Origin of the sequence: Tenacibaculum aiptasiae (genome assembly GCF_008806755.1) — a bacterium.
GTDB classification, from domain to species: Bacteria; Bacteroidota; Bacteroidia; order Flavobacteriales; family Flavobacteriaceae; genus Polaribacter; species Polaribacter aiptasiae.
Genome location: NZ_WAAU01000024.1, coordinates 117,215 through 135,111, shown reverse-complemented (window position 1 = coordinate 135,111; position 17,897 = coordinate 117,215). Strand labels below are relative to the sequence as shown.

At 28.8% G+C, this 17,897-nt stretch carries 16 protein-coding genes and 1 other RNA gene; 6 read left to right on the top strand and 11 right to left on the bottom strand.

Features of this window, described 5'->3' with window-relative positions; genetic code table 11:
* Positions 1-156: 156 nt before the first annotated feature.
* Together F7018_RS12295 and ssrA are read right to left on the bottom strand one after the other, a co-directional pair.
* Positions 157-3,879 carry a YobI family P-loop NTPase gene (locus tag F7018_RS12295; protein WP_150900361.1) on the bottom strand — a complete coding sequence of 1,241 codons (3,723 nt, stop codon included), beginning with the start codon at positions 3,877-3,879 and terminating at the stop codon, positions 157-159.
* Between the two features lie 373 nt (positions 3,880-4,252).
* Positions 4,253-4,646, bottom strand: a transfer-messenger RNA (tmRNA) gene (gene ssrA / locus F7018_RS12290).
* Between the two features lie 219 nt (positions 4,647-4,865).
* Here ssrA and F7018_RS12285 point away from each other — a divergent pair.
* Complete coding sequence (locus F7018_RS12285) at positions 4,866-6,074, top strand: NAD(P)-dependent oxidoreductase (RefSeq protein ID WP_150900360.1); 1,209 nt, start codon at positions 4,866-4,868, stop codon at positions 6,072-6,074.
* A 44-nt stretch (positions 6,075-6,118) separates the two neighbouring features.
* A complete protein-coding gene (locus F7018_RS12280; protein WP_150900545.1) occupies positions 6,119-6,340 on the top strand; it encodes a DUF3820 family protein in 222 nt (73 codons plus the stop codon).
* Positions 6,341-6,434: 94 nt separating this feature from the next.
* Here F7018_RS12280 and F7018_RS12275 read toward each other — a convergent pair whose 3' ends face one another.
* Genes F7018_RS12275 through F7018_RS12255 form a run of 5 tightly spaced genes read right to left on the bottom strand, consistent with a single transcriptional unit; the run spans position 6,435 to position 10,185 of the window.
* A complete protein-coding gene (locus F7018_RS12275) occupies positions 6,435-7,340 on the bottom strand; it encodes a transporter family protein (protein ID WP_150900359.1) in 906 nt (301 codons plus the stop codon).
* A 57-nt stretch (positions 7,341-7,397) separates the two neighbouring features.
* Positions 7,398-7,766: a ribosomal maturation YjgA family protein gene (locus F7018_RS12270; protein WP_150900358.1), complete on the bottom strand. Its 369-nt coding sequence runs from the start codon at positions 7,764-7,766 to the stop codon at positions 7,398-7,400.
* 59 nt (positions 7,767-7,825) lie between these two features.
* Positions 7,826-9,199, bottom strand: a complete 1,374-nt coding sequence (gene creD / locus F7018_RS12265) for a cell envelope integrity protein CreD (protein ID WP_150900357.1) — start codon at positions 9,197-9,199, stop codon at positions 7,826-7,828.
* A gap of 52 nt (positions 9,200-9,251) precedes the next feature.
* Positions 9,252-9,548 (bottom strand): winged helix-turn-helix domain-containing protein, encoded by a 297-nt coding sequence (locus F7018_RS12260; protein ID WP_150900356.1) that lies wholly within the window; start codon positions 9,546-9,548, stop codon positions 9,252-9,254.
* A gap of 28 nt (positions 9,549-9,576) precedes the next feature.
* Complete coding sequence (locus F7018_RS12255) at positions 9,577-10,185, bottom strand: hypothetical protein (protein WP_150900355.1); 609 nt, start codon at positions 10,183-10,185, stop codon at positions 9,577-9,579.
* 78 nt (positions 10,186-10,263) lie between these two features.
* On the opposite strand from F7018_RS12255, the gene F7018_RS12250 reads away from it, so the two are divergent.
* Positions 10,264-10,611: a DUF1801 domain-containing protein gene (locus F7018_RS12250; RefSeq protein ID WP_150900354.1), complete on the top strand. Its 348-nt coding sequence runs from the start codon at positions 10,264-10,266 to the stop codon at positions 10,609-10,611.
* 5 nt (positions 10,612-10,616) lie between these two features.
* On the opposite strand, the gene F7018_RS12245 is transcribed toward F7018_RS12250, so the two are convergent.
* The 3 genes from F7018_RS12245 to kdsA are packed head-to-tail and all read right to left on the bottom strand — an operon-like array spanning position 10,617 to position 13,424.
* Positions 10,617-11,579: a transglutaminase domain-containing protein gene (locus tag F7018_RS12245; RefSeq protein ID WP_150900353.1), complete on the bottom strand. Its 963-nt coding sequence runs from the start codon at positions 11,577-11,579 to the stop codon at positions 10,617-10,619.
* Positions 11,580-11,611: 32 nt separating this feature from the next.
* The gene (locus F7018_RS12240; RefSeq protein ID WP_150900352.1) at positions 11,612-12,565 is read right to left on the bottom strand and encodes a transglutaminase domain-containing protein; all 954 of its coding nucleotides are present in this window, start codon (positions 12,563-12,565) and stop codon (positions 11,612-11,614) included.
* A 40-nt stretch (positions 12,566-12,605) separates the two neighbouring features.
* The gene (gene kdsA / locus F7018_RS12235; protein ID WP_150900351.1) at positions 12,606-13,424 is read right to left on the bottom strand and encodes a 3-deoxy-8-phosphooctulonate synthase; all 819 of its coding nucleotides are present in this window, start codon (positions 13,422-13,424) and stop codon (positions 12,606-12,608) included.
* A 66-nt stretch (positions 13,425-13,490) separates the two neighbouring features.
* Between kdsA and F7018_RS12230 the strand changes: the two genes are divergently transcribed.
* The 3 genes from F7018_RS12230 to F7018_RS12220 all read left to right on the top strand — a co-directional run bounded on the left by F7018_RS12230 (position 13,491) and on the right by F7018_RS12220 (position 16,793).
* Positions 13,491-14,492, top strand: coding sequence for a M28 family peptidase (locus F7018_RS12230; RefSeq protein ID WP_150900350.1), 1,002 nt, complete (start codon positions 13,491-13,493; stop codon positions 14,490-14,492).
* 181 nt (positions 14,493-14,673) lie between these two features.
* The gene (locus F7018_RS12225) at positions 14,674-16,164 is read left to right on the top strand and encodes a S8 family peptidase (protein ID WP_150900349.1); all 1,491 of its coding nucleotides are present in this window, start codon (positions 14,674-14,676) and stop codon (positions 16,162-16,164) included.
* Between the two features lie 101 nt (positions 16,165-16,265).
* A complete protein-coding gene (locus F7018_RS12220) occupies positions 16,266-16,793 on the top strand; it encodes a DUF4136 domain-containing protein (protein ID WP_150900348.1) in 528 nt (175 codons plus the stop codon).
* A gap of 35 nt (positions 16,794-16,828) precedes the next feature.
* Here F7018_RS12220 and F7018_RS12215 read toward each other — a convergent pair whose 3' ends face one another.
* Entirely contained in the window at positions 16,829-17,896 is a 1,068-nt protein-coding gene (locus F7018_RS12215; protein WP_150900347.1) for a phytase, read from the bottom strand.
* Position 17,897 lies beyond the last annotated feature (1 nt).

Genomic DNA, 17,897 nt, shown 5'->3' with positions numbered 1-17,897 from the left:
GTTGTTATAGAAAAGAGGTGTCTGGAGGTGATAACCTCTTTTTTTGTTTAAGAATCCAACTGTTGAATTATAGTAAGAAGAATATAAAAAATGAACAGAAGTTTGCTTAGAAAATTATAACTTGTTTATAACTCGAAATTTAGAAAAGGTTTCATATTAATCTATTTTTTTTCTTTTCATATTAATTATTATGTAATCCCCATCAAAATAATGTGAAGATATCAAATTCCTTTCTTGAAAATTTCCAATTAAACTAGAGTTTTCGCTATTGGATGCAATTTTAACTCGTTTGTTTTTTTGCAGCAATTGATTATAGGGATTAGGTAATAACTGTAATAAACTAATTATCTCCTTTGGTTTGTATCTATTGATATATCTATTCAATATAACTATTTTATTATTTATTGATTTATGATTTTTGAAAATAGCTAAAATTAAATCAAAGTCAATAAAGAAAGGCATTCTGTCCGTTTTACTTAAAATTTCTGCTATTCTATTAGTCAGTTCTTGATTCTTTACAATTTCTTTCGTGTCAAGAAAATCTAAGAGTGAAAAAATATTTTTATCATTAATTATATTTCTTTTTAATAATAAATTGAAGTCATCAACATTGAAAGGAAAATTTTCAGCGTCTTGTTTAACTTCAATATAATGGGATTCATTGTTTTTTAGATTTTCTATAAATAAATCAATATTTTTTTCTATTAAATTCAAATGTAAATCAGGGTAATTATTTCTCAAGCTTAAATAATTTCTTGAGTTAAATTTCATTCTAGTCATAACCAAAATTTCAACTTTTTCATAATTTAACTTTTCAAAAGGGAAATCTTCATTTACTTCTGTAATGGAATGTATTAAATGCCAAAAACTCTGATTTGTAATGTTATCGTTTAATAAAATTTTGGCACAAATACTATTTATTGTTTCTCTTTCTAATTCGTCATATTTATTCATATACAACCTTTCATTGTCAGCCAACTCTTTAAAGATTTCAGGTGTATTTAAATACTTTTCAAGGGAAATCATAATACTTTCTTTATTTGAAATTTTTTGATTTGCAGAAAGTTTATAATATGAAAATATATTATCCCATTTAGTTTCAATTTTTCTAAGTTGAAATAAGTGATTTTTTAAATTTTCATCACTTATATTTTTAAGAGAAACTATTTTAGTTTTATTAACGTTAACAAGCTTTCTTTTCGTATTAATATTTATTTTTGAGTTATTTAAAAGTCTAATTAAAAATTCTTCTTTTTCTTCTTTTTCATTATCCAATTTAAGATAGACGTTGTCTAAATAGTCTTGTATATTAATTTCTATATAATTTGACAAACTAATAAGGTTTGACTCTGCCAAGTATGAGTAGTTCTTTGTTAGGAATTTTTTATTATCAAAATCATTCTTCAAATAATAATTAGCAAAAAGGGTAATGTTGTAGAAATTTATTTCATATAAATAATTATCATATACATAATTAAATAGAACTGCATGATTTTTGGGGCGAGTAATTTCTTTGAATTTAATTTTTAATCCCGTTAAAAATTTAGCAATTTTTTCAATAGAATTTTCTTTAGTAAAAGTGTTAATAAAATCATATTTCTCACTGATGAATTCTTTTAAAGAAGATCCTTGAGCAATTTTTTTTAAATCTTCGAGTTTTAAACATTTTAATAACAAACTAAAATAACTTTCCTTAGATTTTCTCCAATAATTATTATTATCAACTACATCCCAAAAATTAATATTATATTCACAAAGAATATTGACAAGTTCTTTTACTTCTGTTCCTTTGTCAAAATAATTATCTAGAAAAGTTATGGAAGCTTTATCATATTTAAGAATTCTTTTAATAAATATTGACAGCTCGTTTTTATAATCATCTTTGTTAATAATTAAATAATTAAGTAAACTATTATTAAAAATACTTTCCTTTTCTAATGTAATATTCTTTAGTTTTTTTAAAAAATTCCTAGGATTTCTAATTAAAAAGTTATAGTCTGGAACCCCTCCATTTCTAACAGTTTGCAAATAATCATTTTCTTCTGTGGTTAGGCTAATTCCGTGGAAATGAGAAGTGTAGTCAAAATAGTCCTCGTTTATATAGTTGTTTCTTAATAAATAAAAAATTAACTTTTTATTACTTTTATTATTTAAAATATGTTTTTCATTTTCATCTAATTGATTATAAATTTCATGGAATAAAAACTTTTTAATATTATTTTTTTTAATGTTTAATTCTCTAATTTTTTCTTGATAACCCTGAATATCTTTTTTAAAAAGTAATCTATGTCGTTCATCAAATGTTTTATTATTTAAATCTTTTTCTATTTTAGAAAAAATGTTTGTATCACTATTTAGACTAACATATGGTCGACTATATTCAAAAACATTATCATCTGTGTAAATGAGACCAATTTCTTTAGAAGAATTCTTAAATCTACGAAAGTTTTCATCCTTATAGAGATTATTAACTCTAATGATTTCTCCTTTTATTTTTAAAGCTAATAGATGTGGATACTTTTTTAATAGAGCATATATATAAATAGATTTTAATTCCTCATAGCTATTTGTTTTTTCTTCATTTAAATCATCAATTTTAGTTTCGAGTTTTTTTATTTTATTATTTATTCTATCCAAAAATTTTTCTTTAAAATCATTCTTGCTATTTAATATTTCATAAAGCTCTCCTTTATTTTTATTCAATAGAGAAAAATCATCAGGATGAATGTTTTTGTAAACAATAATAGAAAAAAGTTTTTCTGGATTTAATTTTTTACTTAAAATTTTCCTATAAATTACGTATTCATTACTAATATTATTTAGTAATCGCATGTCGTCTATATAGACACAAATTTCAGTTAAAAAACTATTGTCTAATTTAAACTCTTTACCTAAATTATTTATTATTTCAATAGCTTTATCATTAGAATTATAAGGGTTTATTATTGGTATTACTGGAATTATTAAATCAAAAAATTTTGTTCTACTACTTTTTTCATTAAATAATTCGTCTTTGGTAGCATATATAAAGTTAATAGACCTATTTATTTGCTTTGAATTATTTAATAATTGATTTATTTCTCTAAGCTTTGTAAAAATAAAAGTGTTTTTAAGCCTGTCTAAATCTTCAATTATTACAACACTGTAATTAGTAACTTCAAAAAAATAAATGATTTCATCTAAATGCTTATTTAAAATAGATTCGTCATCATCTTTACTAAGCCCTATTTCAAATTTTTTTAGGTTTAAATTATTTATATTGTTGTGATTAAAAAATTTAAAAATGTATAATAAAATCTCATGCAGCCCAAAAAGAAATAGAAGTGATAAAACAAATTTTACTTTTAAAGAGTTAGCTTTAAAAATGAAGTTTAAGAAGTTATCATCAAATAAAAAGTAAGTAATTAATATAAAAAATGCGATAATTAGAGCTTTAATACTTAGCTCATTTGAATTAATATTTTTTATTTTTCTAAACCTTGAATAAGGAGTTTTCTCATATTCTTCTCTATAGAATAGTTGCTGTAAAACACTTAATTCTATTGTTCTATCAATACTATTATTAGAATCTACTTTTTTTTGAAATTCGTTACTTTCCTTTTTTGATAAATCTGCACCATGTTTTTTTTCATCTTCAATAAATGAAGCAAGTGAAATATTTAAATATTCATATTCATTATGTTGATTTTGGAATGTTTTAAGAATACTACTTTTACCTGAACCATAACTTCCTGTTAATGCTATATTATGAATATCTTTATTGTCAATTCCAAACTTTAAGGATTTAAGATATGTATCAACACCATATTGTGTTTTATCTAAGACTAAAGGGGTTAAAGGGTTTAAATCAAAATAACCTTTTGTTTTATCTTTTTTCATGCAGTTGAGGGACTATTTTTTTAAATTCAAAATACTAAAATAAAAAAAGAAGAAATAGAGTCATAATAAAAGTATTTAGGATTTATGAAAGCTATCTGGTTTAAATGAAAAGAGTAATGTTTTTCTTACGACAGAAAGAGAGTTAGATATATCCGAATGAACTGTATATACTAGAGGAAATTATAATTTTATACTTATTGATAAAATAAATAGCTGCATTCATAAAGCTAGGATAAAGGAAGGTGAGTTAGAAGATAAAATTACAAACTAAAACTATGAAAAATAAAAAAGGGGAAAATAAAATTTATTTTTCCCCTTTTATTTCCCCTTGGTTATAATAACTAACTAGTAGTTAATTATTCAAAGGGGTTAATAGTGGAGACGCCGAGAATCGAACTCGGGTCCAAACAAGCAGCTCAAAGGCTTTCTACATACTTAGTTTTGATTTAGTTTTCGACTAAAAGCTGATTCAAAACCACCCACTTTTAGCTTATCTCCTTAAATTTCGAAAACTTATCGGAGTGCTAAGTCTTCTATGTTTACTTTTACGATGCCCAAAAATGAAACGCCGTAAACCAAGGCTTTTCGTGGACATAAAGCTTGCGCACCTTGTGCGCCGAGGCTAATCTTACTATGATTCGGATTATGCAGCTAAAGCGTAGTTATCTTCGCCGTTTAAAAAGTTGAAATAAGTTTAACGAGTTGTCATCTCACTCCTCGGTATGCTTACATTATCACTGGCCTTGCTGTCAAAACCAGTCGTCCCCAATATGTCAAAGAATATACCTATAGCTCAGCAAAAAATATGCCTTTGTCTATTTTCTAAAAAGAAAGTAATTGCAATTCTTTTTACCGTTGAAATTAACGGGCAACAAATATATGAAAATAGTATTTGTTCAATAATTTTAAAACAAGTATTTTCGCCTAAATTGTAATAATTTAAAACAATTACAATCAATTTGTTTAATTCTATACAAAAAACAACAATGAAATTCGGAATCATCAAAGAACGTAAAAATCCTCCAGATAGAAGAGTGGTGTTTTCACCAGAAAAATTAAAAGAGCTAAAAGAAAAATTTCCATCAGCAGAGATTAAAGTAGAAAGTTCTGATATTCGAGTTTTTAACGATGATGCTTACCGTAACTTAGGTATTGAAGTAACAGACGATATGTCTGATTGCGATGTGTTATTAGGAGTAAAAGAAGTTCCTTTAGACGCATTAATACCTAACAAAAAATATTTTTTCTTTTCGCACACTATCAAAAAGCAACCTTATAACCGTAAGTTGTTAAAAGGAATGTTGGAAAGAAACATTGAAATGTTTGACCATGAAACTATTGTAAAAGAAAATGGCGCACGTTTAATTGGATTTGGACGTTATGCTGGTTTAGTAGGAGCTTACAATGGTTTTAGAGCTTTAGGGATAAGAGAAAACTTATTTAACTTACCAAAAGTAGAAACCTTAGCAGATTTAGATGAAGTAAAGGCTGAGTTAGATAAAATTACCATACCAAACATTAAGATTTTACTTACCGGTACAGGAAAAGTAGCACTAGGAGCAAAAGAAATCTTAGATCACTTACAAATAAAGCAGGTGAGCGATGCTTTGTATTTAACAGCTGATTTTACAGAGCCTGTATATTGTATGGCAGATGTAATGGAGTATAGCAAAAGAAAAGACGGTAAAGTAGGAGATAAGTACGAGTTTTATAAAGATGCAACCGGATATGAAAGTAACTTTATGCCGTATGCTAAAGTAACAGATTTCTTTATCGCTGGTCATTTTTATGGTGATGGAGCACCTTATTTCTTTACAAGGGAAGATGCTAAACAAGCAGATTTTAGAATAAAGTATGTAGCGGATATATCATGTGATATTGATGGGCCAGTTGCTTCTACCATAAGACCTTCAACAATTGCCGATCCGATTTATGGATATAATCCAGCAACTGAATCTGAAATTGATTTTAAAGATGAGAAGGCTATTACGGTAATGGCTGTAGATAATTTACCATGTGAATTACCAAAAGATGCTAGTGAAGGTTTTGGTGATATGTTTTTAGAACACGTTATTCCTGCATTTTACAATGAGGATAAAGATGGTATTTTAGAAAGAGCTAAAATGACTACCAACGATGGAAAATTAACCGAACGTTATTTATATTTACAAGATTACGTAGACGGAAAAGAATAAAAATAAAGCCCGCTATGAGCGGGTTTTTTTATAGCCTAAAACATATGTTGCCAGACAAACAGTTTTTAATTGATACTGCAAAGATGAAAATGCCTTTTGGAAAATATAAAGGAACCTATTTAGTTGATATTCCTGAGTATTATCTTGTTTGGTATAAGAACAAAGGTTTTCCTGCTGGGAAATTGGGGAAAATGATGGGATTGGTATACGAAATGCAGCTAAATGGTTTAGATGATATTTTACGTAAACTTAAAACACAATTTTAATTTTTTGTGCAGAACATTTTACTACAAAATAGATTCAAAAAAAGAGCGCTTTTAAAGCGCTCTTTTTTATATGGAGTTAAAATGTAAACTCTTTTTATTTTAAAGAAACATTATAAGTTAATCCAGCTGTAAAGGTAGTTGAGTCACCTAAGTTTCTTCCATCTATTACTTTACCATATCCTAAACTAACACCTAATTGAGGAATAATGTTTTTGTATACAGTCAATCCAATTCTAGTATAATCTACATTTGTTTCTGGAAAATTTCCATTAAAACCAGGACCACCAATATCAACTCCTTCTTCAGAGTTTGAAATATCTGCCCAAGCTTCAACGTAAATAAAGTCACTTGCGTATCCAATTTTACCCATAGTAACAAAAGCATTTGGCACTCCAAATTTACCACCAGGAGTTAAATTATTATCAGCATCACCTCTAAGGTTATAAGCTGCTAAAAGTGTTGAAAAGAAACCACTTTTTGTGTTTAAGTGCAATCCAGCAGTTACATCAATACCAAAGGCACCACTTCCTAGAGATAAAATTCCGTTTGGCTCATATCCAGTAGGAATAACAGCAGTAACTCCAGTTATAATATTTAAATCTGCTTTTTTGAAAGTAAATTTATGAGCATTTAATTTTAAAGCGATTGAAATATCTTGTAAATCAGACATTGAGCTTTGTCCATTTACTGGATCAGCAAGACCACTTGTGTTTTCTGCTGAAATAAAAGGAAGATTAACTACAGCTGATAAACGATTTGTGATACCATATTTTGCATAAAGAGAATATATATTCTGATTTATCTCATTATGTGCTGGTACAGCATCCACTTTTACATCACCTAAATAGAATTTGTCGTATGTACTTTTTGAATAAGAAGCGGTTACAGATAAGTCGCCCTTTTTAGGAGTAAAACCATCCAATAATCCTTGTGCGTTAGAAACTGTTGAAATACTAATCATTGCAAAAGCAGATAGTATTAATCGGTAATTATTTTTCATTGTTAATTAATTTGATATCCCCTTTTGTCGAGATAATACACAATGATTACAGTAAAATTAATGATTCTTTGTACCTAATTTTTTTTCGATAGAATAGACAGTAATAACACCCAGTGTATAAGCGATTAAATCACTTATGCTAAATGTATTTCCTATCATAATGTTAGCTATTTTAGAATTGCTTAGTCCAATCAACTTAACAAAATTGAAATATTGTAAAGTTTCTATAGTATAAGAGATGAGTAATACTGCTATTGCTATGGTTTTAGGAGGTAAATTGAAAAAGGATTTTAATACATAATACAATAAAATAACGACCAAATAGTCTCCAAAAGTATGTCTTATAAACCCTGAAGTTTGTGCTATTAATAATTCTGTTATCAATAATAATAAAGAAATAATAAGGCTTTTAATATGTAATCTCATAGCTAATTTTTAAAACGTCAAACCTTTTAAAGGTTTGACGTTGATTTTATAAAATTTATTTATTCGTTTTGCCAGTCAATTTTTCTAGAAGCATACATTACTGAAGCTAAAATGACAAATAAACCTGTACTTCCTACCAATAAAGCATAGTTTTCTAATTGAATTATTATAAAAATAAAAGAGTATAAAGCAATTAAAGAAAGTGCAATAAAGACAGGGAATTTAATGCCTTTTAAAATAGATTTTGAATACAGCGATATCAATGCAACCACGCTTATTCCTGCAATAATATATGCTTTTAAAAAGCTACTATGCTCTGAGATTGATATTAATAAGGTGTAAAACATGGTTAAAGCAATTCCTATCATTAAATACTGAAAAGGATGAATAGAAATTTTACTCATAGTTTGAATTAAGAAGAATACTAAAAAGGTTAAAACAATTACTAAGAAACCATATTTGGTAGAACGCTCACTTTTTTGATATTCATCCACAGGAATCATAAAGTTTACTCCAAAAGCATATTCTTTTAAATTAGGAATACCGCTAAAAGATTGTTGAGAAAAAGGTCTGTTAATATCCAATACTTTCCATTTTGCATTAAAACCATCGTTAGTTATTTTGTTTGAATTATGTGGTAAGTATTCTCCTAAGAAATTAGCCGTTTTCCAGTCAGACTTTATTTGAACATTGGTTTCTTTTCCTACTGGAATAAAACGAATTTGTTTACTACCGTTTATGTTCATTTCTAAACTAAAACTGACATTGTTTTTTAAAGGCAAATCTTCTTTTTGTAGAAATTTACTTTCCAGTTTATGTAAATCTAAATAGTTTGATCTTCTGTTCTTATTTTCATACTTAGAAGTAAAAGAATACGAGTTATTGTTAAGTTTCATTTCAACCAAACTATTCACACCTTTAAGATTTGAAGTTTCTATAATTAACTTGGCTTTATTCCATAAAATATCTTCCTCTTTAATGTCTAGTTCACTAAAGTCAGGGATATTAAAATCACCGGTGATGTTTATTTGACTTTTATAAACTGCTGTTTTATAAATCCCTCGTTTTTTTTCTTCTGGATTTATGGTAGAATTTATGTTTAGCGATTCTGGAAAAAAATAACCATAGTTAATTTCTTCAATCATCTCAGTTTGTAACTCTTTAGTTTGCTGATTTAAAATCGATTTTTTATGATAAGTTTTATAAGGGATTTTTAAAATAGGTCCGTATAAAAGTACTTCTTTTCCCCATTTCTGATTTATCTCTTGTACTACTTCCTTTTGCCTATGCATTCGTTCGTTAATCAAACTTTTTATAAAGGATAAAGGAATTAGTAGAATTAAAATTAAAAAGCCAACCATAGCCATTCTAGCAGTTATTGATGTTCTAATCCATTTAGCAAATTTCCCACTTTTGTTATTTATTGTTTCCATAGTTTGTTGTTTTTAAAGAACTTTGAAATTCAAAGTAAATGAGTAAAAAAATTTATTTATTATTAATTAGCTTTTCTAAAGCTTCAATATGTTTTTTAAATTCAAGTTTTCCTTCAGTAGTAGCATAGTATCTCGTGTTTGGCTTTCGTCCTATAAATTGTTTTTCTACTCTAATAAAGCCTACTTTTTCTAATGCTTTTGAATGACTTGCTAAATTTCCATCTGTAGCGCCTAAAAGTTCTTTTAGCGTTTTAAATTCAGCATACTCATTAACCATTAGAACCGACATAATACCTAGGCGTATTCTATGATCAAAAGCTTTATTTATATTTAGAATAATGTTTTTCAAAAACTATATTTTTTGCGAAAATAAGCAACTATTTTTTATCGTATTTAAAATACATAACTAGTCCGTAAACTATATGCATTATTCCAAAACCTAAGACCCAAAACCAAAAACCATAGCCAGGAAAAATAGCGCAAATTAAACCTAATACAATTTCAGTGTATCCAAGGTATTTTATATCACCTATGGTATATTTAGAGGCGTTTAATAGCGCCAAACCGTAAAATAAAAGCATTAGTGCTCCGGTTTGTCCGTAGCGTTGTTGATTTAAAATAATAATAATGTATATAGCTCCTGCTATTAAAGGAATTAAGAAGCTTGTTAATAACCTCTTCGTAGTTGCGTCCCAAATTTTTTCGTTGTTCTTTTTAGCTTTTCGAGTGGTTAAAAAGATAGCAGTAGAAATACTAAGGAATCCAACGATAAGTAAATCGGAAATAACTAAACGAAAGATTCTACCATCTAACATTAAATAGCCTTGTTCACTATTTTGAACTAACCAATAGGCAAATGAAGCTCCAATTAAAGCGTAAATTCCTGCAATAATCCCAGATAATCCACTTAAAGAAATAAATCGAGAGGATTTATTCATTAAGTTTTTAATTTCTGTAATGTCTTTTAAATAATCTTTTTCACTCATAGTTTAAAGAACTTTGAAATACAAAGTAAATGTATTTATTTTAATTTGACAAATAAAAAAATGCTGTATTTTTAAATTATGAAACCAGCCGAAGAATATATCTTAAAACAACAAGAGCCATTCAAGTCTATTTTATTGCATTTGCAAATTTTAATAGAAACAAACTTTGAGGAGGTAGAATTATTGTACAAATGGAAGATTCCTTTTTATTATTTAAAAGGGAAACCTCTATGCTATTTTAATGCAACTAAAAAAGGATATGTAGATGTTGGTTTTTATTCTAAAACTCCACTTACAATGTATAATGAGTTCGTTGTTTCAGAAAAAAGAAAAGCGGTAAAGTCACTTCGTTATAGCACTTTAGAAGAAATTAATAACGAAGTGTTAGTTGCTGTTTTAACTGAAGCTTATAGAATAAGAGAATAAAAATATTATTCAGTTTTTATTTTATATTCTAGAGCTAATTCGTTTTTTATGTATATATGAAGACTTGTATCTTTTTTGGGGTTTTTAAAGAAAATATTGGTAGAGAAATCATCATTTTTAATACGAGCAGTTCTTAATTTATTTTCATGGGAGAATAAATATTTAATATTGTCAATATTTTTTATCTTCTTGATTTTTAGAAGTATGTTGTCCTCTTTGTTTATGGTAATTTCACCAATATTAGGTTTTATAATTTTAATCCTGTACTTCAAATAAGCATTTTGATAGAAAGGTTCATAACAAAATTCTTTCAAAGGTTTTTGCTTTAAATATTTTTGCCATTTTTTTGAAGTAGGGAAATGAGTTATTCGTAATTTTTCTTTTTTAGCATCAAAATAATCTAGGTTTGTTTGTTTTTGCCATACGCCTTTGTAAAGATAACCGGCACCATAAGTTACATCAATTAATAGCCATTTATTATTAATTTTAACAGCATTCCATGCATGATTTTTTCTATTTGGTATATAGCCTATTTTATTTACAGAACGTTTAGTGTACCCATAGATTAATTCATTTTCTATGTGCATTAGATTACATAATCTACTAAATAATTGAGTATATCCTAAACAAACAGCTTTTCTTTTATTAAAAACATTATAAATTACTTCTTCTTGCATTCGCACATGTGTTCTTTTAAGATCATCTTCACTAAAGTAATATATTAATTCTGGGCTTTTTAGTGTTTTATTACTTGGAGTATTATATTCAATGTTTAGGCACATCCACTTAAAAATTGCTCTAACTTTTTCTATATCAGTTTTAAAATCATAATTTATTCTTTCTGCCAAATCTTCAATAGATTTTGGTTCCTGATAAGACAACATAACTTTATCAACCATTTCTAAATCTTGTGAAAAGAAATTTAAACTGTAGAAAAAGATAAATAAGGAAAAAGTAATTTTTTTCATAGGGCAGCTTTTTGCTGTCCAATATAATAAATTTAGATTAAAAGAAATTCAAGTGCGACCTCTCCATCAATAAGTAAAAAAGCTCTTTTGCTATTAGCAGACGGAACTATACTAATATGAGCAGTATTATTTTTAAAAGTAACTTCCGGTTCTTTAACATATCGATCTCCAATAAAACCAAAGTGAATTCTTTGAGTAGGTTTTACATTTTTTAAAGTAACTTTCACTGAAGAATCGGCATTCCTTTTTAAAATTCCTGAGCTTGGTTTACTTAAGATATAATCTTTTTTAAGAAAAGGAGAATTATAAATTGGTTGGTTAAAATATTCGTCTATTGTCATTCTTTTTACCCTAAGTTGCCATACAGTTTCTTCTGGATAATGTGTAAAGAAATATTTGCTCTTTGGAATGTTGAAAAAATAGTTATTAAAATTACGTTGCCATTTTCCATTGGTAACTGCTCCAGCTGCCCATGTAGGATCTACATATTGCCACTTGTTATTAATTTTAACAGCATTCCAAGCATGGTTTGTGGTACTTCTTATACGGCCAATATCGCGAGAAGAATTTCGTACATAGCCTTTGATAACTTCGTTTTCAATATTTAAGAGTGTACAAACTTTACTAAATGTTTGAGCATAACCTTCACAAACAGCACTTCTACTAGCTAAAGTTTTTTTAACAATATTGTCTTTAATAGCTCTTAACTTAGCTTGTTTTTCAGCTTCATCTCTATATCGAAAACCTATTCTTTTTTGCTTAGGGTTGTAATACTCATCTAAGTTATATCGAATATTTTTGGCTAACCAAATAAAAATAGCTCTTATTTTATCTTCATCAGAAGTAAAATCAGTAGCAATTTGAGCTGCTAATTTTTCAGCAGTAATATGTTTTGGGTAAGTTTTTACTGTATTATCTACAGCAGAAAAGTCTTGTGCCGATAAGGTTGAGACTGTAAGGAAAAGGAAAAAATAAAGTTGCTTCATACTAATGAGTTAAAACAACTTTATTTATCAAAAATTGTGCCTATAAATTATTTATAGTTTTTCTTATCGAAGTTAAGTTGGTAAGTAACTTTTCTAAGTAGTCAAGATGTAACATATTTGCACCGTCGCTCTTAGCATTAGAAGGATCGAAATGTGTTTCAATAAATAATCCATCTACATTGTTTACAACACCAGCTCTTGCAATAGTTTCAATCATATCTGGTCTACCGCCAGTAACTCCGCTAGATTGGTTTGGCTGTTGTAAAGAATGGGTAACATCTAAAATAGTAGGAGCGTATTGACGCATCGTAGGAATACCTCTAAAATCAACAATCATGTCTTGGTATCCAAACATTGTACCTCTATCTGTTATCCATGCTTTTTCATTACCAGCATCGTGTACTTTTTTAACAGCATGTTGCATGGCTTCAGGACTCATAAACTGTCCCTTTTTTAAGTTAACAACTTTACCAGTTTTTGCAGCAGCCACTACTAAATCGGTTTGACGTACTAAAAAGGCAGGAATTTGTAAAACATCTACATATTCAGCAGCTTTAGCAGCATCAGATGCTTCATGGATATCAGTTACGGTAGGAACATTAAAAGTTTCAGAAACTTTCTTTAATATTTTTAAAGCTTTTTCGTCACCAATTCCTGTAAAGCTATCAATTCTACTACGATTTGCTTTTTTAAAACTCCCTTTAAAGATGTAAGGAATTTCTAATTTATCGGTTATAGAAACTACTTTTTCAGCAATTCTTAATGCCATCTCTTCACTTTCAATAGCACATGGGCCAGCTAAAAGGAAAAAGTTATTAGAATCGGCGTGTTTTATATTGGGAATAAGGTTTAAATCCATGATTAAAAATTTTGAACAAAATTAAGAAATTAAATTGGCTATCTTTAGCCTTTTAAATTAAATAAGATGAAAAAAACTATATACACTGTAATGGCTTTAGCAGTGCTAACAGTAGCCTGTAAAACACCTAAAAATAAGGATGCAGAAGAAACAAAAAATACTGTAGAAGTTCCTAAAAAAGAATTACAAAATCCAGTTCACATAGATTCTTCTTTGGTAAGAAAACACTTATATACGTTGGCGGCTGATGATATGGAAGGACGTAAGCCTGGAACACCTGGAATGGAAAAAGCTACACAGTATATAGAAAATGAATACAAACGAATTGGTTTAAAACATTTTGATACGTTATCAACTTACCGCCAGGATTTTACACACGATGGTATACAAATGAGTAATATTATTGGTGTGTTAGAAGGAACTACTAAAAAAGATGAGTTTGTAATTGTATCGGCACACCACGATCATTTAGGAATGAAGAAAGATGGAGAAGGTGATCGTATTTTTAATGGAGCCAATGACGATGCTTCTGGTGTTGTAGGTGTATTAGCTTTAGCTGATTATTATGCGAAAAAAGGAAACAACGAGCGTAGTATTTTGTTTGTATGTTTTACAGCTGAAGAAATGGGATTAGTAGGTTCTAAATATTTTGGAAAAGACATAGATCCATCAAAATTTGTAGCAGGAATAAACTTAGAATTAATAGGGAAAGAGCCAAAAACAGGACCTAAAACAGCTTGGTTAACTGGTTTTGAGCGTTCAGATTTTGGAAAGATTATTCAGAAAAATTTAGAAGGTACTGGATATAGATTATTCCCAGATCCATATAAGAAATTCAATTTATTTTTCAGATCTGATAATGCTTCTTTAGCACGTTTAGGAGTGCCATCTCATACTTTTTCAACAACACCTATTGATGTTGATGCAGATTATCATAAAGTATCTGATGAAGCTGAAACTTTAGATGTTGGTATTCTTACTGAAACTGTAAAAGCAGTGGCTAAAGGAACTGAAAGTATTATTAACGGAAAAGACACCCCAACTAGGGTTGTTATTGAAGAAAAATAATCCTTAAAAACAATTTTTTTAAAGAGCCTTTTTTAAGGCTCTTTTTTTATGCTTTTTTCTTAATAAAATTAGGTTTTGTTTATTGTTTTGGTAATTTAAATACGGTTAAATTAATTATGTTGTTAAAATTATATTAAAATTTTAGTATATTCGCAAAGTTTTAATTAAACCCTTCAATATTATGAAAAAACAAATCCTAAGCTTAGCTATTGTATTAGCTATGTTTTCTTGTTCTCAAAATGACAATTTAGAAATCGCTGATCCTCAGAATGATGTGCTTTCTAAAAAAGAAATCAACGCAATTATTAACAAATCTTTAAAATCTACTGGAGATTTTGATTGGACTTCGCAAGAAGTAAACACAATTTGGAGTGCAGTAAACCATGGAGAAAATATTTTAACTATTGGTTATGGTACTTCAAAAAATAACTTTGCAAGAAGTACAGAAGCCAATACTATTAAAAATGATTTAATTGCTTTAGTTCGAAGTTTAGAAGGAACTTCTGCAAAAGGAGCTACTGAATTATATGTAGATGAAAATATTAATGTAATAGACATTAAGGTTACTAACAAAGAAACAATTGGAGTTTTATTAAAAGATAGTAGAGTACGTTATATAGAGCCAACTGGATATAGTTTTGTAGATGAAAATAATCAAGCACGTTCATCTTCATCATCATCTGGAGGATCTGGATGTGGTTATGGAACGGCTAATTTAAGTTCTAATGATTATCGTACGGTATCGCCAGGAGCAAGAGTACCTTGGTCTTTCGATGCACACAATATCCCACAAGCATGGAATCATAGTACTGGTGCTGGAATTACACTTGCTATTGTTGATTCTGGATTATCGCCAGAGCAAAAATGGATGAACCAATATTTTAACGATGGAGCTTCTTCTGGAAGATTTGTTCAGAAGTATGGAACTTTTGTCGATTCTTGGTGGGCTTGGTCTAATAACTACGATGGTGTAAACGATAAGTGTGGTCATGGTACAAAAATGGCTGCAGTAGCTACTGCTCCTAGAAATAATGATAACTTACCTGTTGGAGTAGCATATAACGCAAACTTAGTTTCTTATAGAGCTGTTGAAAATGTTGTAATTGACGATTACCATGAAAAAAGAGGTATTGTAGAAGCTTTAACTGCGTTAGCTAACAGAAGCGATGTAAAAGTAATATCAATGTCGTTAGGATATCCGTTTAGCATTGGTAATGTATCGGATGCTATAAAATATGCACATAGTAAAGGTAAAATGGTATTAGCAGCTGGAGGAACTTCAACTTCTTTTACTACTTGGTATGGAGTTATTTTTCCAGCAAGTATGTCTGAAACAGTTGCTGTAACTGGAGTGAGAGAAGGACAATATAATAAGTGTGATGTATGTCACTCTGGTTCTAAAATCGATTTTACAGTTCAAATGCAACGTACTAATGGAACAGATAATAAAGTTCCTGTATTAAGTTATTATAACGGACAAGCTAATTATGTAGGTGGTTCATCTGTAGCAACAGCAACAACTGCTGGTATTGCAGCTTTAGTATGGGCGAAACATCCAACGTGGACTCGTGCACAGGTATTGCAAAAAATGAAAGAGTCTGCAGATTTTTATCCAAATAAACACTCAGAGTACGGATATGGAAATATCGATGCTTTAAAAGCAGTTCAATAAATCAATCAACTAACTAATCATCAAAAAGTCTCGTTAATTCGAGGCTTTTTGTATTTTTATCAGGCACGTTTTTTGATAGCTAATCAATAAATTTTTAAATTATGAGATACTTAACATTTCTTTTCTTATTCGTTTTAATAAGCTGTTCTTCTACAAAAGTGGTATATGATTACGATAGTCAAACAAATTTTACAGCTTATAAAACCTTCAATTTTTTTGAAGATGCTGGTAAAGGTTTGAATGAATTAGATGTAAAAAGAGTAACTAACGAACTAACTGATAAATTGAAAGCAAAAGGAATGCGTTTGTCTGATAATCCAGATATTTTTATCAATATCGTATCTCAAGAGCGAGAATCAGAAAGAAGAAATACCATTGGTGTTGGTTTAGGTAGTGGTGGCGGAAATGTTGGTTTTGGAATTTCTGGAGGTATTCCTATTGGAAGTAAAAAGATCAACCAAGAATTGATTGTTGATTTTGTTGAAAGTAAAAGTGATGAACTTGTTTGGCAAGGAATAGCCAATAGTGAGTTGAAGCAACGTAGTACACCGCAAGAACGCGTAATGCATTATAGAAAAGTAATTACAGAAATATTAAAAGGTTATCCACCAAAAAAAGCCTCTAAATAATATAGAGGCTTCCATTACAACACACTACTAAAATACTAATCTAAAGTTAGGTTTTTAGAAATTTTTCTCCAGTCTACTATTTTAAAATTCTGATGTAAACTGTCTTTGTTTTGAGTATTTGCTCCATCTTGAGCGATGAAAATACCTTTCGGATATTTAGCTCCCAAATTAACTGAGGTAACATCAATTCCGTCTGTATCGTAAGTTCCGTCGATAATGCTGTCTTTTAAAGAGAAACTATGTAAGTATTTATTACTAACTCTATCTATCACAGCATAGCTATTGTTTCCTTGTGAAGAAAGAATAATATAACCTTTACCGTTTCCTGAATCGTACAAAGTAACTCCTTCAAAGTCTGGATGCATATTTTTATCTTTAGTACTAATTACTTCAGTAGCATCTATAGAAGTATCAGGTTCTGCATTAAATTTCCATAGAGCAGTTTCTTCCTCTCCGATATAAATCTTTGCGTAAAAATCATCGGCAACAATTCCTTCTCCTTGACTTTTTAGTGCAAAACTTCTGACTAGTTTAGCGTCAATTTTAGCATTGTTTTCAAATAGTTCCCATTGTTCTATGCCTCCTTCTTTTCCTACTAAGAAAACATATATTTTAGAAGTTTCTTTGCTTTTATACATTCCTAATCCATAAACTTCATTTAAGTTAGATGTTATTGGTCTTGCTGAAACTTCTTCTAATTCTCCAGTTGGTTTTACGATTAAAATAGAAATTGTATTGTGTGTTCTGTTACTTGCAGTAACTACAGAAACAGTTACGTTGTTGAGTACAAATCCATCTCGAATATCTACATTGTTCACACGTCCTATTTTGTAGGAATATAAGCGTTCTCCTTCTAAATTATATACTTCTAAACCTTCTTTTTTATTGGTACCTATGATTGTTGATTTTGAAACATCTTTTGGATTAATCCAAACACAAGGATCATCGGCAGCATCGTCGTAAGAAGTAACAGGAGTTGTTTCAGCATCGGCAGTTAACGCAATTATAGGATTGCTATTGGTTGTTTGTATGGTTGCTTTTTTTTCTGTTTTACAAGCTATAAATAGAGTAGCTGTAATAATTATTTTAAAAATGATTCTCATT

Bases quoted from the DNA above. Each gene is read 5' to 3' on its own strand.
- F7018_RS12220 (WP_150900348.1), top strand. From the start codon at position 16,266: ATGAGATACTTAACATTTCTTTTCTTATTCGTTTTAATAAGCTGTTCT.
- F7018_RS12295 (WP_150900361.1), bottom strand. From the start codon at position 3,879: ATGAAAAAAGATAAAACAAAAGGTTATTTTGATTTAAACCCTTTAACC.
- F7018_RS12225 (WP_150900349.1), top strand. From the start codon at position 14,674: ATGAAAAAACAAATCCTAAGCTTAGCTATTGTATTAGCTATGTTTTCT.
- F7018_RS12250 (WP_150900354.1), top strand. From the start codon at position 10,264: ATGAAACCAGCCGAAGAATATATCTTAAAACAACAAGAGCCATTCAAG.
- F7018_RS12285 (WP_150900360.1), top strand. From the start codon at position 4,866: ATGAAATTCGGAATCATCAAAGAACGTAAAAATCCTCCAGATAGAAGA.
- creD (WP_150900357.1), bottom strand. From the start codon at position 9,199: ATGGAAACAATAAATAACAAAAGTGGGAAATTTGCTAAATGGATTAGA.
- F7018_RS12215 (WP_150900347.1), bottom strand. From the start codon at position 17,896: ATGAGAATCATTTTTAAAATAATTATTACAGCTACTCTATTTATAGCT.
- kdsA (WP_150900351.1), bottom strand. From the start codon at position 13,424: ATGGATTTAAACCTTATTCCCAATATAAAACACGCCGATTCTAATAAC.
- F7018_RS12245 (WP_150900353.1), bottom strand. From the start codon at position 11,579: ATGAAAAAAATTACTTTTTCCTTATTTATCTTTTTCTACAGTTTAAAT.
- F7018_RS12240 (WP_150900352.1), bottom strand. From the start codon at position 12,565: ATGAAGCAACTTTATTTTTTCCTTTTCCTTACAGTCTCAACCTTATCG.
- F7018_RS12280 (WP_150900545.1), top strand. From the start codon at position 6,119: ATGTTGCCAGACAAACAGTTTTTAATTGATACTGCAAAGATGAAAATG.
- F7018_RS12275 (WP_150900359.1), bottom strand. From the start codon at position 7,340: ATGAAAAATAATTACCGATTAATACTATCTGCTTTTGCAATGATTAGT.
- F7018_RS12255 (WP_150900355.1), bottom strand. From the start codon at position 10,185: ATGAGTGAAAAAGATTATTTAAAAGACATTACAGAAATTAAAAACTTA.
- F7018_RS12270 (WP_150900358.1), bottom strand. From the start codon at position 7,766: ATGAGATTACATATTAAAAGCCTTATTATTTCTTTATTATTATTGATA.
- F7018_RS12230 (WP_150900350.1), top strand. From the start codon at position 13,491: ATGAAAAAAACTATATACACTGTAATGGCTTTAGCAGTGCTAACAGTA.